The sequence below is a fragment of the Streptococcus sp. ACS2 genome, from assembly GCF_000525585.1.
GTDB lineage: Bacteria > Bacillota > Bacilli > Lactobacillales > Streptococcaceae > Streptococcus.
The window spans coordinates 125,244-140,738 of sequence record NZ_JALT01000009.1 but is presented as its reverse complement, the minus strand read 5'-3'; the positions used below and the strand labels follow the sequence as shown (position 1 = coordinate 140,738).

17 protein-coding genes are annotated in these 15,495 nt (G+C 40.1%); all 17 read right to left on the bottom strand.

The genetic code is table 11. From position 1 onward, the window contains the following. Positions 1 to 36 precede the first annotated feature (36 nt). The 17 genes from HMPREF1517_RS00940 to HMPREF1517_RS00860 all read right to left on the bottom strand — a co-directional run bounded on the left by HMPREF1517_RS00940 (position 37) and on the right by HMPREF1517_RS00860 (position 15,485). Positions 37 to 582 (bottom strand): ECF-type riboflavin transporter substrate-binding protein, encoded by a 546-nt coding sequence (locus tag HMPREF1517_RS00940; RefSeq protein ID WP_002889953.1) that lies wholly within the window; start codon positions 580 to 582, stop codon positions 37 to 39. 9 nt (positions 583 to 591) lie between these two features. Next, entirely contained in the window at positions 592 to 1,440 is an 849-nt protein-coding gene (locus HMPREF1517_RS00935; protein ID WP_037599009.1) for an SAM hydrolase/SAM-dependent halogenase family protein, read from the bottom strand. A 150-nt stretch (positions 1,441 to 1,590) separates the two neighbouring features. Beyond that, a complete protein-coding gene (sstT, locus tag HMPREF1517_RS00930; RefSeq protein WP_037599007.1) occupies positions 1,591 to 2,799 on the bottom strand; it encodes a serine/threonine transporter SstT in 1,209 nt (402 codons plus the stop codon). A 122-nt stretch (positions 2,800 to 2,921) separates the two neighbouring features. Then, positions 2,922 to 3,614, bottom strand: coding sequence for a methionine ABC transporter permease (locus HMPREF1517_RS00925; protein ID WP_002883771.1), 693 nt, complete (start codon positions 3,612 to 3,614; stop codon positions 2,922 to 2,924). Next, positions 3,614 to 4,681 (bottom strand): methionine ABC transporter ATP-binding protein, encoded by a 1,068-nt coding sequence (locus HMPREF1517_RS00920; RefSeq protein WP_037599005.1) that lies wholly within the window; start codon positions 4,679 to 4,681, stop codon positions 3,614 to 3,616. Before HMPREF1517_RS00920 ends, HMPREF1517_RS00925 begins: the two co-directional genes overlap by 1 nt. Next, positions 4,674 to 6,047, bottom strand: a complete 1,374-nt coding sequence (locus tag HMPREF1517_RS00915) for a M20/M25/M40 family metallo-hydrolase (RefSeq protein WP_037599003.1) — start codon at positions 6,045 to 6,047, stop codon at positions 4,674 to 4,676. Before HMPREF1517_RS00915 ends, HMPREF1517_RS00920 begins: the two co-directional genes overlap by 8 nt. Before the next feature lie 60 nt (positions 6,048 to 6,107). Then, on the bottom strand, positions 6,108 to 7,010 hold the full coding sequence (locus tag HMPREF1517_RS00910) for a MetQ/NlpA family ABC transporter substrate-binding protein (protein ID WP_014633605.1): 903 nt from the start codon (positions 7,008 to 7,010) through the stop codon (positions 6,108 to 6,110). 160 nt (positions 7,011 to 7,170) lie between these two features. Further along, a complete protein-coding gene (locus HMPREF1517_RS00905) occupies positions 7,171 to 8,019 on the bottom strand; it encodes an amino acid ABC transporter substrate-binding protein (protein WP_014633606.1) in 849 nt (282 codons plus the stop codon). A gap of 164 nt (positions 8,020 to 8,183) precedes the next feature. Further along, a complete protein-coding gene (locus HMPREF1517_RS00900; protein ID WP_014633885.1) occupies positions 8,184 to 8,900 on the bottom strand; it encodes an ABC transporter ATP-binding protein in 717 nt (238 codons plus the stop codon). Between the two features lies 1 nt (position 8,901). Next, positions 8,902 to 9,681 carry an energy-coupling factor transporter transmembrane component T gene (locus HMPREF1517_RS00895; protein WP_014633608.1) on the bottom strand — a complete coding sequence of 260 codons (780 nt, stop codon included), beginning with the start codon at positions 9,679 to 9,681 and terminating at the stop codon, positions 8,902 to 8,904. Continuing rightward, entirely contained in the window at positions 9,678 to 10,655 is a 978-nt protein-coding gene (gene cbiM / locus HMPREF1517_RS00890; RefSeq protein ID WP_013990045.1) for a cobalt transporter CbiM, read from the bottom strand. Before cbiM ends, HMPREF1517_RS00895 begins: the two co-directional genes overlap by 4 nt. Before the next feature lie 3 nt (positions 10,656 to 10,658). Further along, the gene (locus HMPREF1517_RS00885; RefSeq protein ID WP_037599000.1) at positions 10,659 to 11,498 is read right to left on the bottom strand and encodes an urease accessory protein UreD; all 840 of its coding nucleotides are present in this window, start codon (positions 11,496 to 11,498) and stop codon (positions 10,659 to 10,661) included. 1 nt (position 11,499) lies between these two features. Beyond that, a complete protein-coding gene (ureG, locus tag HMPREF1517_RS00880; protein WP_002889928.1) occupies positions 11,500 to 12,114 on the bottom strand; it encodes an urease accessory protein UreG in 615 nt (204 codons plus the stop codon). Between the two features lie 29 nt (positions 12,115 to 12,143). After that, complete coding sequence (locus HMPREF1517_RS00875) at positions 12,144 to 12,857, bottom strand: urease accessory protein UreF (RefSeq protein WP_002886562.1); 714 nt, start codon at positions 12,855 to 12,857, stop codon at positions 12,144 to 12,146. Then, positions 12,847 to 13,299, bottom strand: coding sequence for an urease accessory protein UreE (gene ureE / locus HMPREF1517_RS00870; protein ID WP_002949549.1), 453 nt, complete (start codon positions 13,297 to 13,299; stop codon positions 12,847 to 12,849). Before ureE ends, HMPREF1517_RS00875 begins: the two co-directional genes overlap by 11 nt. 140 nt (positions 13,300 to 13,439) lie before the next feature. Then, positions 13,440 to 15,158: an urease subunit alpha gene (ureC, locus tag HMPREF1517_RS00865; RefSeq protein ID WP_037598997.1), complete on the bottom strand. Its 1,719-nt coding sequence runs from the start codon at positions 15,156 to 15,158 to the stop codon at positions 13,440 to 13,442. Positions 15,159 to 15,173: 15 nt separating this feature from the next. Then, positions 15,174 to 15,485: an urease subunit beta gene (locus HMPREF1517_RS00860; RefSeq protein ID WP_002886559.1), complete on the bottom strand. Its 312-nt coding sequence runs from the start codon at positions 15,483 to 15,485 to the stop codon at positions 15,174 to 15,176. Positions 15,486 to 15,495 lie beyond the last annotated feature (10 nt).

The window sequence follows — 15,495 nt, the reverse complement described above, 5'->3', positions numbered from 1 at the left end:
AAGCAAACTGACAGTCCCACTCTCCTATGATTCATGCTAGTCTTTGGTAAGACTACCAGATTGTGTACGTGAGCCAGCATAGATTGCAAGAAGGAGGGTTCCTCCGATTGCAATTGTAATAAAGTTAGCTACGCCAGCTACAAAACTTTGTGCATAAAGATATGACCAGGCTTGTGCGAATTGGAGTCTATCACCAATAGGGGTAACGATACCATAGGCAATAAGGAGGGCCAATGCTTGTGCTAGGTTAAACCAAATCATACTCATCAAAGAAAACTTGCCAGTTGTCACATCATATTTTTTGTTGAATAGACCAATTACAAGACCTGTAATGGCACTTGCAAACACCCAAGCCCATGAGATATTTCCGTATTGAATACCATCTTTAAGCGCATGCCCAATAAAGCCCATAAAGAAACCTGTAATAGGCCCAAAAATCACTGAGAATAGGGCTTGAACAGCATACTGAAGTTGGATGCTGGTATTCCCAAAAATAGGAATATTAACAAACATACCAATGATAATAAAGAGTGCTGCACCAATACCTGTCGCAACTACTGTACGAATTGAATTATTTTTCATAATCTTACTTTAATCTCCTAAACGTTTGATTTCAATGTGCCAGTTAGACCCCACACCAACATTATAGGCCTTGGCAAAAGACCCCTGGTTTATGGCTAAGCCAACACGATAGAGGGAATTAATATAAATAATTGGCTGACCGATACGAACATCCGCAAAAGATTTCCCATAGGTAACTTGATTTTGGTAGACCAACATATCATTGTTAAAGATGGTCACCTCGAATCGATCACCAAAGTTTGGTTCCAAGGCATAAAAGTCATCACGTGTGATAGAGGTCCAAAGAGAGCCGAAACGGACGTCCAAAATGTCAATTGCACCACGAACCAAATTATCCTCTATGATGGTTTCAACCACTGGAAGCTCTAGAATTTTGTCCACAGGTAACTCAGGACCTACTTCTTCAAAACTGATATGACCAGAAGCTAATTTGGCACCTGTATAGGCATAAACATCACGACCATGGAAGGTATAAGATAGCTCCGTATTACTACGACGATTCTCAACTTCTGAAATTTCACGGACAGCAACGATACCGACATCCTTCTTGATATAAGAAAGTGTTCCGTTATCTGGTGTGACGATATATTGCCCCGTCTTTGTTAAGGCAACCACACTTTTACGTGATGAGCCTACACCCGGATCAACCACCGAAACAAAGGTTGTTCCCTTTGGCCAGTACTCGACAGTCTGAAACAGACGATAGGAAGCTTCAAAAGTGTTGTAGGGAGTAATATCATGTGTAAGGTGATGAACTCCCAAACTTGGTTCTTCTTGAAAAGCCACACCAATCATGGCCGAAACAGCACCGTCAACCAAACCAAAGTCTGATTGAAGCACCAATAAATTATTAGTCATAAATGTCTCACCTTTTCTCTTTGAACGGTTTATTTTACCATATTTTATAGGCTTTTTAAAGATGATAGATTCTTGAGCTAGCTATAGTCTTTGACTATGTTTTCTCCAAAATCAAAAAGCCAGCCAAATAGGCCGACCTTATACAATTATCTATACTTTCTTCCAATGGCTCTTTTCCGCTACTGCTGTAAAAAGCACGTCTGTTGAAGAGTTAAGGGCTGTTTCACAAGAGTCTTGGATGACACCTACGATAAAGCCAACACCAACAACTTGCATGGCCAAATCATTTGAGATACCAAAGAGACTACATGCTACTGGCACTAATAGAAGGGATCCTCCAGCAATACCTGAGGCACCACAGGCAGAAATAGCTGAAACCACACTAAGAATGAGTGCTGTCGCAAAATCGACCTGAATTCCCAAAGTCGTTACTGCAGCAAGAGTTAAGACATTGATTGTCACGGCTGCCCCAGCCATATTAATAGTTGATCCCAAAGGAATAGAAACTGAATAGGTATCAGGATTTAAACCAAGATCTTTACAAAGCTGAAGGTTAACAGGAATATTAGCTGCTGACGAGCGAGTAAAGAAGGCTGTAATCCCAGAGTCTTTCAAACAACGGAAAACCAGTGGGAAAGGATTTTTGCCCATCATCACAAAAGCAATGATAGGATTAACAACCAAGGCAACAAAGGCCATTGTTCCCACTAAAACAAGGATTAGGACACCATAATCCGCCAAAACACCAACACCATTCTCAGAAATAGTATTAAAGACAAGACCAAGGATACCAAATGGTGCCAAGTTAATAATCCAACGAACGATTTGTGAAGTCACTTCTGCCAAGGTATGTAGCAAATCTTTCGTGTGAGTGCTAGCTGTTCGCATGGCGAAACCAAAGACAACCGCCCATACTAAAACACCAATGTAGTTGGCTTGAGCCAAGGCATTGACAGGGTTATCCACCATCTTAAGCAACAAATCTTTAAAGACTTCTCCCACACCTTGAGGTGCCGTCGATTTAGTCGCTGCCGCTGCTCCCAACTTCAGAGAAATTGGAAAAATATAGTGAGAAATAACAGCCGTCAATGCTGCCGCAAAGGTCCCAAAGAGATAAAGAACAATAACTGTCTTCATGTTGCTTTGTTGCCCTTCTCGCGTTTGGGAAAGGGCATTGGCAACTAAGGCAAAGACCAAAAGTGGAGCAATTGCCTTCAAGCCACCAACAAACATATCCCCTAAGAGACCAATAACCGTAAACTTAGGAACAAGCAAACCAAGTACAGCACCAATTACCACACCAATGGCAATACGCTTGATTAGACTGGTCCTATTCCAAGTTGAAATAAATCGTTTCATAACTCATTAACTCCTTTTTATGGGTAGCTCAACCATAAAGTATTCGATAGCTTCCATACTATGATAAATATCTGAAATCGTCAAGACATGAGAAAAGCCTGTGGCAAACAGGCTCTCAAATCCTATTTATGACTCAATTTACGGGTCAAGAAATCACCCAAGAATTGGATAAGGAAAATCAAAATCAAAATCAAGAAAGTTGCCAAAATGGTAACTGAGGTACTAGAACGGTTATATCCATAGTAGATAGCGATGTAACCAAGACCACCGGCACCGATAGCACCGGCCATGGCAGTTTCACCCACAAGGGAAATCAGAGTTACGGTTGATACACGAACCAATTCTGGAAGCCCTTCACCAAGGTAAACTTTAATCGTATCCCAAAGTGTTGCGCCACTAGCTTGTGCTGCTTCAATAACGCCACGGTCAAGATCTGCAAGTACCACCTGTACTTGACGTGCAAAGAATGGGAAAGTCGCAGCTGACAATGGAACCAAGGCTGCTGTCATACCAAGGTTAGTCCCCACGATAAAGTAAGTGAAGCCTTTCAAAATTGCCAAGAGGATGATGAAAGGAATGGCACGGAAGATTGAAGTGATTTTATCCAAGATTTGGAAAACAAATTTATTTTCAATGACTCCACGAGGACCTGTCAATACCAAGAAGAGCCCCATAACAAGACCAAGAAGCCCCCCAATGATGAAGGAAATAACCGTCATATAGAGAGTCGCATAGATGGCGTCTGGCCAAGAGTTAACCCCCTGCATACCAATACGATAAATATCTGGAAAGTTTTGTTGAATCCAATCTGCCATTATTGGGCTCCTTTCTTAAGTACTTGCAAGCTGACACCTGCATTTTCAATCGCTTTTTGAGCAACAAGAACCTTATCTGCCTCACCATCCAATACAACGACCAATTCACCAACAGGTGTATCACCTAGAATTTCAAGGTTACCGTAAAGGATGTTACTTGAAACTCCGTAATCTTTGAAAATTTCAGTCAAGAGTGGCTCATCTGTTGAAGAACCTGCATATTTAAGTTGAACGAGAAGGGCTGAGCTTGGTAAGTTTTTCACTACGGGTTGTGCATTAATCTTAGCCAAGGCATCTTCAATCCCTGCAGCAGTTTCAATAAATTCTTGTGTCAAATCTTCTTGTGGATTTGAGAAGATGTCAAGAACACTGCCCTCTTCCAAAAGTTGACCATTTTGCATAACAGCCACACGGTTACAAATGTCTTTAACAATTTGCATTTCGTGGGTGATCATAACCACTGTCAAACCAAGCTTTTTATTCAAATCCTGCAAAAGTGAAAGGATCTGCTTAGTTGTTTTTGGGTCAAGAGCTGAGGTAGACTCATCTGAAATCAAGATTTCAGGATCATTAGCCAAGGCACGGGCAATCGCTACACGTTGTTTTTGACCACCTGACAACTGTGCAGGATAGTTTTCGGCACGATCAGCCAAATCAACCAATTCCAAAAGACCACGAATTTTTTTGTCTTTCTCTTCATTGCTTAATTTAGAATGACGAAGAGCAAAAGCTACATTTTCATAAGCCGTCTTTTGAGCCATAAGGTTAAAGTGTTGGAAAATCATCCCAATCGTTTGACGTTTCTGGCGCAATTCTTTTGTCGTCAATTGGACCTGACCGTCCTGAAAAGTCACATCTTTACCAATAGTGATTTTACCAGCTGTAGGTACTTGTAAAAGATTGATCGCACGCACAAGGGTAGATTTACCAGCCCCTGAATAACCAACAATTCCGTAAATATCACCTTTCTCAATCTGGATAGACACATCCTTAACCGCTTGAATAGTGCGGCGTTTCTGCGTAAAGGTGATATCAATATTTTTCAAATCAATAATGACATTACTCATAACTTGCAATTAACTCCTTAATTAGTTCAATGTGGGTGTAGTAATCTGCTAGACTAACATTTTCATCCCCACCATGGTCACGACTGTTAGCATTCCCTATACCAAAGGCTGCCATAGGAACACCCAAAGCCTGATGAATCATATGCATAGGCCCCGTACCTGCTGCTGTTGGAAGGACAGCGACACCTTCTTCATAAAAGCCTTTTGCTAACTCAATAACATTGACAATAGCTGGATCAGACATATCACTACGATAACTTTCTTCACCAAGAGTGAAGGTCACCTTGATACGGTCAAATCCTTCTTTTTTGAGGTGTGCCTTGATGCACTCCAAAACGTACTCAGGTGTCAAGCCAGGGACCAAACGCATCTCCATCTTAGCTCTGGCTTGAGCTGGTAAGATAGTCTTAACCCCTTGCCCCTGATAACCTGTTGAAATGCCTTCAATGGAAAGGGCAGGTTCAAAATAGTAAGTTTTTAAGAAAGCTCGGCGGTCACTTTCTAAAATGGGTAGTTTTAAGCCGTAAATCTTACGGAGACTATCTGCATTTTCAATGGCATAAGTTTCAATAAGATCCATCTCTCGTTCGTTTGGTTGGACAATCTTTTCATAGATACCGTCGATAAGAATACGTCCCTGATCATCTCTCATGCTTGAAATAGCATTGAGCAAGTACCATGAAGCCGATTCAATCACGGCACCAAATTTAGAATGAATATCAACGTCAGCACTCTCGACAGACAAATCAAAGGTAATAATTCCCTTGTTGCCCCCTGTGATTTCCACTTGACCTTTACTATTTCGATTTCCTTGCTCCCAAACCAATAGGTCTGCTGGAAGAAGGTCATCTCGGTATTTTTCCAAATATTTTTCAAGGTCGGTTGAAGCAGATTCTTCAGCTCCTTCCATCATAAACGTAATATTTACAGGAAGATCGCCAACCTCTCGAATATATTTCCGAAGGGCTGTCAGACGAGCTGTAATATGCCCCTTATCATCATCAACACCACGACCATACATGTAGCCCTTACGAACAGTCAGACGGAAAGGTTCATCTGTCCATGGCTGATCATTATCCGCAGGAACCGTATCATAGTGTTGATAGAAAATAATTGTTTTCGCATCTGGATTTGGACTCTTGAATTTCGCCAAGACAAAAGGTGCTGTATAGGTCTCGTCAATTGTCACCTCTGCGCCAACACCAGAGAAAATCTCACCAAGGTAAGCAGCCACATCATAGAGACCAATATTTTGAGCAAAAATAGATTTTTTAGAAATCAAAGTCCGCAGGACTTCAAAATAGTGCTGAGCAATTTCATCGTTACGAAATTTTCGTAACTGCTCTTCTTCACTTGAAAATGCCATCAAATCGTCTCCTTCATACACGACAAAATGGCGTGCTCTCACACGCCCTCTGTCCTTAGCTTATTTCTTTGAATTAGCTTTCAATTGATCTTGTGTTGGGGCACCTTTCCATGCTGGAAGGTCAACCTTGTTAGATGCATCATAGATGATTTGTGCTACTTCATCGTTTTGGTAGGCTTTAATCAAAGTCTTGATAGCATCAGCTTTATTTGATTTTTCCCAATCTTTATTAGCTGCAATGATGTTAACCCAATCTTTCAAATCTTGACTTGGTTCTTCTTGGAAGAGAGTTGTATCATAGTTAACGTTTTGTTGTTGTGCGTATGAGTTATTAACAACCGCTGCATCTACTGATGAGAGAGTTTGGGCAGCTTGTTCAGCTGAGATTTCTTTGATATCCAATTTCTTTGGATTCTCAGAAATGTTCTTGATAGTTGCCAATTCACCATCTTTAACATCCAACTTAATCAAACCAGCTGTTTGAAGAAGTGTCAAAGCACGGCTTTCGTTTGTACCATCGTTAGGTACTGAGATTGTAGCTCCTTCTGGAAGCTCTTTAACATCTTTATACTTAGCTTTTCCGTTTTCAGTACCTGAGAAAAGGTGGATTGGGCTAAGAAGTGTGTCAGCTGCCGCAACAACATCACCTTTATTTTCCTTGTTCCAGTTGTTCAAGAAATAAATGTGTTGGAAAGCATTAACATCGATTTCACCGTTTTTAAGGGCTTCATTTGGTTGGTTGTAGTCTGTGAACTCTTTCAACTCGATAGTAACACCCTTGTCTTTAGCCAATTCTTTAACTTTATCCCACAATGGCTCAGTTGTATCATCCAAAGTCATGATACCAACTGTCAAAGTTTTATCATCTTTAGCCGATTTATTACCACCAGCACCACAAGCAGCCAAAGCTACTGTTGAAGCGACTGCCAATCCCGTAATTCCAAGAATTTTTTTAAGTTTCATAACGAACTCCCTTTAATTGTTTTAAGTGTAAAATTATTATCCCATAGGTTGAGAATTGTAGCAAATTGTTTATAATTGTATATCTCTATAGTTTTTAACTATAACGCGTCCTAGATTTTAATTATATGAAAAAGCTGAGAATCACTCCCAGCCTCCCTTATTATTTTTTACTAGGAACTTTCAAAGCGTCTTTAGTTGGAATATAATCTTTATTTCCAAGGAATTTTTCAGCCAACTTAGCCAAAGTACCATCTTTTTGGAGTTCTTCCAGGCGTTTGTTTACAAATTTTTGAAGATCTTTTTGGTTATCTGCGAACAAGAAGTAGATGTATGGTTGTTGATCAGATTTAAGCTCAATCGTCTTCAAGTTGCTCAATTTATTGTTTTTGATGATTGCATTAACAGTTGGTGCATCAAAAATCTTGAAGTCGTACTTGCCTTCATTCAAACTTGTCAACATTTGTGTAATATTTTCATTTGTGTAGTTAAGTTCAACTGGCTTGTCTGAATGTTTATCATTAAACTCTGTCAATTGAGTAGCTGTCGATGTTCCTTGAACAACCTGCGTTGAGTGTCCAGCAATATCATCATATTTCTTAATATTACTATCTTTTGGAACAGTCAAAACAGCTGGTGTGGTACCAATTGGATATGAGAAGAGGTATTTTTGGTCACGTTCTTCAGAATAAGAGATATTGTTCCCAGCCATTTGGTATTTAGCTGAGTCAAGACCTGTGAAGACTGAAGACCATTCTGTTTTTTGGAATTTCACTTCATATTTGTCAGAGTCCTTGAAGACTGCTTTGGCCACTTCCACATCGTAACCAGTCAACTCACCGTTTTCTTCATATGAGAACGGTGCTGTTGTCCCAACTGTGGCAAAGTTAATTGTTTCTTTAGCACCTGAAGATTTAGAGGCTTCTTTTGATGATTTAGATGAACATGCAGCAAGCAAAGCTACTGAAGCAATGGCTACACCTGTAATTCCAAGAATTTTTTTAAGTTTCATAATATTCTCCTTTGAGATTGATTGTTTTTATTGTAACAGAATTCACTAAGCTTAACTAATACTTAAACATAATCAAGGTGATAAGAAAATACTATCACCTAAAAATATCAATTGTTTGACAAAGAAAAAGTAGAAAACCAATAACGATTTCCTACTTCTCCTTATTAATAATGTGACAAACGCTCAATCACTTGCTGGTTATTGAGCACTTCCTGGGCAGGAAAGAAATCAGCCTTGCCATCTTCAAAAAGAAGAACATCAGCCTTTTCATGATGAAGGTGCTTAAAGTGATGAGCAGACATGATAATAGTTTTCCCAGCTGAATGAAGTTCATGTAGAAGTTCCCTAAAAAATTCTTCATATTCTTTAGAAAGATTATTGAAGGGTTCATCAAGAATATACACATCTGGATTCGTTACCATGATACTGGCAAAGGCCACTTTCTTCTTTTCTCCACCAGACAGTTGATAGGGAACGCGATCCCTTAAATCTTCAATTTTAAGCAGGGACAGTGTGTCTTGGACCCGCTGTGAGACCTCTTCTTCGGTCAGACCTAGCTGACGAGGACCAAAAGCAATCTCATCATAGACAGTACTATTAAATAATTGACTATCCACATCCTGAAAGAGGATTCCGAGGCGGCTATAAAAATCTCGTTTTTGACGTTTGTCCTTCAACCATTCTTTGAGGTCCTTCCCTAAGAAAAGAATACGTCCAGATTCTTCCTGCTTGAAGCCAGTTAATAAACTGATAAGACTTGATTTCCCAGTCCCATTTTCCCCCATCAACATCACATATTGTCCTTGTCTAATCTCCAAATCAAGACCAGTAAAGACCTTTTTTTGTTCATAGGCACAGGCCACTTGATTCAATTGAAACATCTCATCCTCCTAACAGAATCTGTCCTAAAATCACTGCTACTAGACTTATCAAGGCCAGCCAGTCTTTCCATGTGAATGACTGTGATGACTTGACATACTCACCAACAAAGCAACGTGCTTCCATGGCTTGAGTCAGTTCCTCACCATAGCGTATGGCTTTAAGGTATAAAATTCCCCAGATATTACTTCCAATCCGGAAACGATGATTGCCACCAAAACTTCGCGCTTCAATCCCTTTGAGCAAATCCATCAATTGTTTTCCAAAAACATCAATATATTTTATGGTGATATCTAACTGGAGCAGAACAAGATCAGGAAAATGCAATCCTTTTAATGCCGCCAACATCTCACTTATTGTACTCGTTTCTGAATAATAAGCAATGGCTACAGCAATCAAAGGAAGTCTAAAAAGAAAGAGCGATTGACCTCCGCTAAGTAAGAGATGCGGTAGATAAAGAACTAAAGGGAAGATCAACAACACTACAGTTTTTTTCAAAGTTCTTACTAAAACAGAATGCGGTAAAAAAGCCACGCCAGCTCCTAAAAACAAGGCTACAATCCACAAAACTGTGAGATTTCGGCTAATTCCCACTGAAACAAGTAAGAAAAAGAGAAGTAAAACCTTAGCTGTTGGATGAAAAACTGATGCTACTTTTAAAGGATGCGTTTCAAACTTTTGAAGAAGAGCTTCCAGATGGTGACGATTCCGGATAAGAAAGTTATTTCTACCGACTTTAGTGACTACTGGGCGCTCTTCCGACATCCAATCTGGCAGAATCATTTTTCAACCTTTCTACCGAAAATCAAGCGATAGAGGATGAAGAAAATCAAAACAGCAGAGGCAGCGCTCAGGATATAACCCAAAACTTCTGGAATGCCTGCGATACTATAATCTGGGAAGAGGGCATTGAATGAAAAACCATTCAACATTCCTTTTGGCGCTTGGGCTTCCACATGGTAATGAGACAATTTTTCTACCAACTCTTTGACATCCCATTCTGCAAAAGCTGTTCCCGTCGCCAATAAACCAAGTGGCGTTAGGATAATTAAGGCTAGGATAAAGAGCAATAAAGGACGTAGTTTTTTAGTCGTTATTTCCTGAGTATTATCAATATTCAAACGTTCAATGAATTCTTGAACACCGGCTGTGAAAAATCCTTCTACCAAGCCGATAAGCAGGTGAGTCAAGCCCATTACTGGAAGCGTCACTCTCAAAGGGTATGGATTGTAAAGCGGATTACCACTGCTATCTTTAAAGAGAATCGGTTGAATTCCTAGTAAAACCGCAACAGTTAGGGCCGCAACTACAATTCCAATATAACCTCCAAAAAAGCTAGCAATTATCCTGTTCTTCGTCCACTTATTCAAGAGTTTATAAACAGCATAACCCACAAATGGCATGACAACAGCCATACAAAAGGCATTCGCACCAAAGGCCAAAATCCCACCATCACCAAATAGCAAAGCCTGCATAGCTAGAGCCACACTAACTGCTAAACAGGAGGCCCAAGGTCCTAATAATATAGCAATTAGCACTGCCCCAACAGCATGGGCACTCGTTCCACCTGGGGCTGGAAGATTAAACATCATGATAAGGAAGGACAAGGAAGTCCCGATTCCCAACATAGGAATCGTTTTTTTATCAGTGTCAACCTTTACCTTCACTTCCTTGACAGCCTTATACCAAATAGGCAACATAACTGCCCCCATTGCCGCACAAGTCATAGGGCTTAAGTAATTTTCAGGAATATGCATTTTTTATCTCCTCATATCATTTTTTCTCAAATTCAAAGGGGTTAATCCATGTATTTCTTGTCTAAAATAGTCTGCACAAGAATAAATGACGCGACGATTATCCTCAGCAGTTTTTCCTAAGATACGTAACACCAGACCCGGGATATCTAAGGATGAAATAGCAAAATCAGACTCTAAATTCAGATTTTCTAAGTGCTTCTGCAAAGCCTTAACAAAAGCCTCGTCAATATTTGGTGACACCATTACCAAACTATTATAATTACGCCAGCCTTCAAAATAACCAAGTTTAAACATATCTTGTTTCTGAGGCTCTAAGAGGGTCTGATCGCTATAAACAAGCTCATCATCTTGGTAGATTTGTGTCAAATTACGAAAATAATGGTATTGAAACGGCAAATCCTCATGAGACCAACCTGCCGTCACACCATCTGAATAAATCAAGTGGGCAGACTTATCCATATCAATACGACTTGTTTGGAAATAGCGTGATTTTAAATAGGGAATGACTTCATCAGCCATGTACTCCAAATAGCTATTTTCTTCAAGTGTGATGGACGTATTCTGATGTGTCAACTGTCCTTTCTCACACTTGTAAACATAGGTAGGTGTTTGGGTTGTTACCAAGGCATGAGCATCTTTATTAACATCAATGGTCACTTGATACTGCTCACCCTCGACAAATCCCCCACCCATATTAATGAGGAAATAGTAAGGAACACCGTTGGCATCTGAATTATCCGCCGATACTCGAGAGTTGCCTTCTTGGTATTTCTTGTGGGAAATTGTACGACCATTTCGGTTTGAAAATCCAAGATGGACAAAGCCATCGTATGCTTGTGTCATCTTACAAGTCCTCTAGTAGGAAATTCTTACGAATCCATTCTTCCACTTCCTTAACATTGTCATCATTATTCAAATTTGTGAAAATGAAAGAATCTTCGTTACGGAAATGAAGGGTATCTTCACGCATACGGTCTAGGTTGGCTCCAACATAAGGAGCAAGGTCAGTCTTATTGATCAAGAACAAATCACTCTTAATCATCCCTTGACCAGCCTTACGTGGGATTTTTTCACCCTGAGCAACGTCAATAATATAAATGGTGAAATCAACCAAATCAGGACTGAAGGTCGCAGCCAAGTTATCCCCACCACTTTCAAGGAAAATAACATCCAAATCATGGTTAAAGCGCTCTTGAAGAGTTTCAATCGCTTCAAAGTTCATAGAGGCATCTTCACGAATAGCAGTATGAGGACATCCACCAGTTTCTACACCAATGATACGGTCTTCATCTAAGCTTGAATTTTTAGCCAAGAAAAGAGCATCTTCTTTTGTATAGATATCGTTAGTAATAACTGCTAAATTTAAGTCGGACATACGTCGTGTAAGACGCTCAAGCAAAAGGGTTTTACCTGAACCAACAGGTCCACCAACTCCAATAATTACAGTACGTTTTGTCATTGTTTTTTCCTCTCAACCTTGTTGATATTTTAGGACATGAATAGGCGGAATACCTGTGTTTCATGTTTCATCTGAGCTAATTCAAGACCAGGCGTATTGGCCCCAAGGTAGGACGCATCCAGTTCTTGAATTTCTTGTGTCATTTTTTCTAATTGTGAAAAGCTACGTAAAACAATCTCTTGTCCAGCAAACTGTCCAAGTGGAATGGCACGAACAGCATTTTGAACCATCGTCGAAATCACGCTATAGCCATAAAGTGCAATAGCTTCACTACATCCCAAGCCCTTGTTAAACACATAGAGTGCAAAGACAATAGCTGGATTGCCGAAGACCTCACCCTTACGTATTTTGGACTGATAGTCATCCAATACCGGAATAGCATGGAGCCTTTGAATAAGTCGAAGCATTTGTTTAGCAATCATTTTAGTCCCCTGTCTTGTTTCACGCGCTTGCGTCGAAACTGTCAAGACCTTATCATAATGCCAAACCTGCTCTAAGTTGTCTGTAGCCATAGCATCATAAACCAATTTGATTACAAGACCTTCACCATATTTAAACTGACTAGCTAAATAGGCTTCTTGCCACTCCTCGTAACCTTTATCATCTGTTACAGTGTCTTCGCGCAGATAATTTTCCATCCCAAAAGAGTGGTTAAATGATCCAATTGGAAAGGTTGAATCGACAATTTGCACAATTTCAAGATAATCTTGCAAAGACACATTAGCAAAGGGATTAATGTTCATGGGCAGTTAAATTCACATGGCGTAGGGGCTTATCAAGGACCACTTCTTCAATCGTGTAGGCAATCTCTTTTTGAGTCAAGACTTGCTCTACAACTGGATCAACCTCTAAATAAATCTTGGCGTCTTTCACCTCAATCGGTTTATGAGTATTCCCAAGAATGTGAGCTGTGATTCCCATTTCATCCATATCTTTAGGTGAAATGACAATCAAATCCTGTGACTCAACACCAATAGCTAGGACATGGTGATCATCGATAAAAAAGGCAGAGCCATTTTGCAATTTTTGTCCCTTATCAAGACGAATACCAAATTCATTCCCATGATCACTCTTCACACGAATAATTTTTTTGTTAAGGTCATCGCTCGAAAGAATGACTGTTTCAATATGGTATTTGTCCACATCGATATCTTTAACAAGAGCATCTACTTTTGTAAAAATCATACTTTTTCCTTTTCTATTACATTTTAAAAGTCTAGCATCAGACTCATATAGCAACCTAATAAAGTACTAAAAACGTTACGGCTGTAAAATACAAAAGAGGTTGGAGGAAAAATTCCAGCCTCATTTATATAGCGTCTTCCTTAGAACAAGAAATAACGTTGAGACAATGATGTCGTATGGATTGGCTCACAAGTAACCAACTCATCATCAATAAAGACATCAAAGGTCTGTGGATCAATACGGATTGTTTTTGGAGCGTAGTCATTATGCTTCATATCACGCTTAGTCAAGTTACGCGTATTCTTAACAGGAAGAACAATCTTATTCAAACCAATTTCTTCTTTGATACCGTGATCATAAGCATATTGAGAGACAAATGTAAGATTTGTTTCATGAACCGCTTGACCGTAAGCACCATATAATTTACGCATGATACGTGGTTGAGGTGTTGGAAGACTTGAACCAGCGTCACCCATAACACCATAAGTTAACATACCACCCTTAAGCACCAACTTAGGTTTTGCACCAAATTGTGCTGGTTCCCAGATAACCAAATCTGCAAATTTACCAACTTCTACAGAACCGATATAGTCTGCAATACCGTTAGTGATAGCAGGGTTAATTGTATATTTAGCCACGTAACGTTTGATACGGTTATTATCGTTAAACTCTGAATCCCCTTCAAGTGGACCACGCTGAGCTTTCATCTTATCAGCTAGTTGCCAACAACGCATTGCTACTTCACCGACACGTCCCATTGCCATAGCATCTGAAGTCATGATACTAAGGGCTCCCATATCGTGAAGAACATCTTCTGCAGCCACAGTTTGTTTACGAACACGTGATTCGGCAAAGGATACGTCTTCTGGGATTTTTGGATCCAAGTGGTGACAAACCATAACCATATCTAACAACTCACCAATAGCATTTGTAGTATATGGGTTAGTTGGGTTAGTTGATGATGGCAAAATATTTTCCTTACCTGCAAAGACCATAATATCTGGAGCGTGCCCACCACCAGAACCTTCGGTATGGAAGGTATGAACGGTACGACCTTGGAAAGATTCCAAAGTATTTTCCATAAATCCACCCTCATTCAAAGAGTCGGTGTGGACCGCAAAAGAAACATCGTATTTATCCGCAACTTTAAGGGAATTATCAATTCCTGCGTAAGTCGCACCCCAGTCCTCGTGTGTCTTAATTCCTGCCGCACCAGCTTTAATTTGCTCTTCAACCACTTCAGTCTCAGAACCAACACCTTTGGCAAGAAAACCAAAGTTAGCAGGCATATCATCAACAGCTTGCAACATACGAGTAATATGGAATTTACCTGGTGTACATGTTGTCGCATTACTACCGTCAGCGGGACCAGTACCACCACCAAAGAGGGTCGTAATTCCATTATCCAAACCAAATTCAGGAAGGTCAGCAGAAATATAATGTACGTGGAGATCAATACCACCAGCAGTCACAATCAAACCTTCTGCAGCAATGGCTTCTGTACTAGCACCCACAACAAAGTCCACATTGTCCATTGTATCTGGGTTACCACCGCGACCAATAGCAACAATCTTACCATCACGAATACCGATATCTGCTTTAATAATACCTGTATAGTCAATGATGGTTGCACCTGTAATAATGGTATCAACAACTGATGGATTGTCACGTGTTTCCGTAGCACTAACACCCATACCATCACGCAAAACTTTACCGCCACCGAACTTAGATTCCTGTCCATAAACAGTAAAGTCTTTTTCAATGGCTGCAAAAAGATTGGTATCTCCAAGACGTACGCTATCCCCTACAGTTGGTCCATAGTGTTGAGCATACTCTTCACGATCCATTTTAAAACTCATCGATTTGTCCTCTTTCTAGTCTAAGAAACCATTGACCTTGTTATTGAAACCAAAAATACGACGTTTCCCTCCAAAGTCAATAAGTTGTACTGTTTTCGTTTCACCTGGCTCAAAACGAATAGCTGTACCTGCTGGAATATCTAGACGTTTGCCTCGCGCCTTTTCACGATCAAATTGAAGACCAGCTTCGTTTGCTTCATAAAAATGGTAGTGAGAACCCACTTGAGCAGCACGGTCACCCACATTTTTCACTTCAAGACTAATGGCTTCGTAACCACCGTTATAATCAATTGGCTCACTCGCCACATGGTATTCACCTGGAATCATTACACTTCTC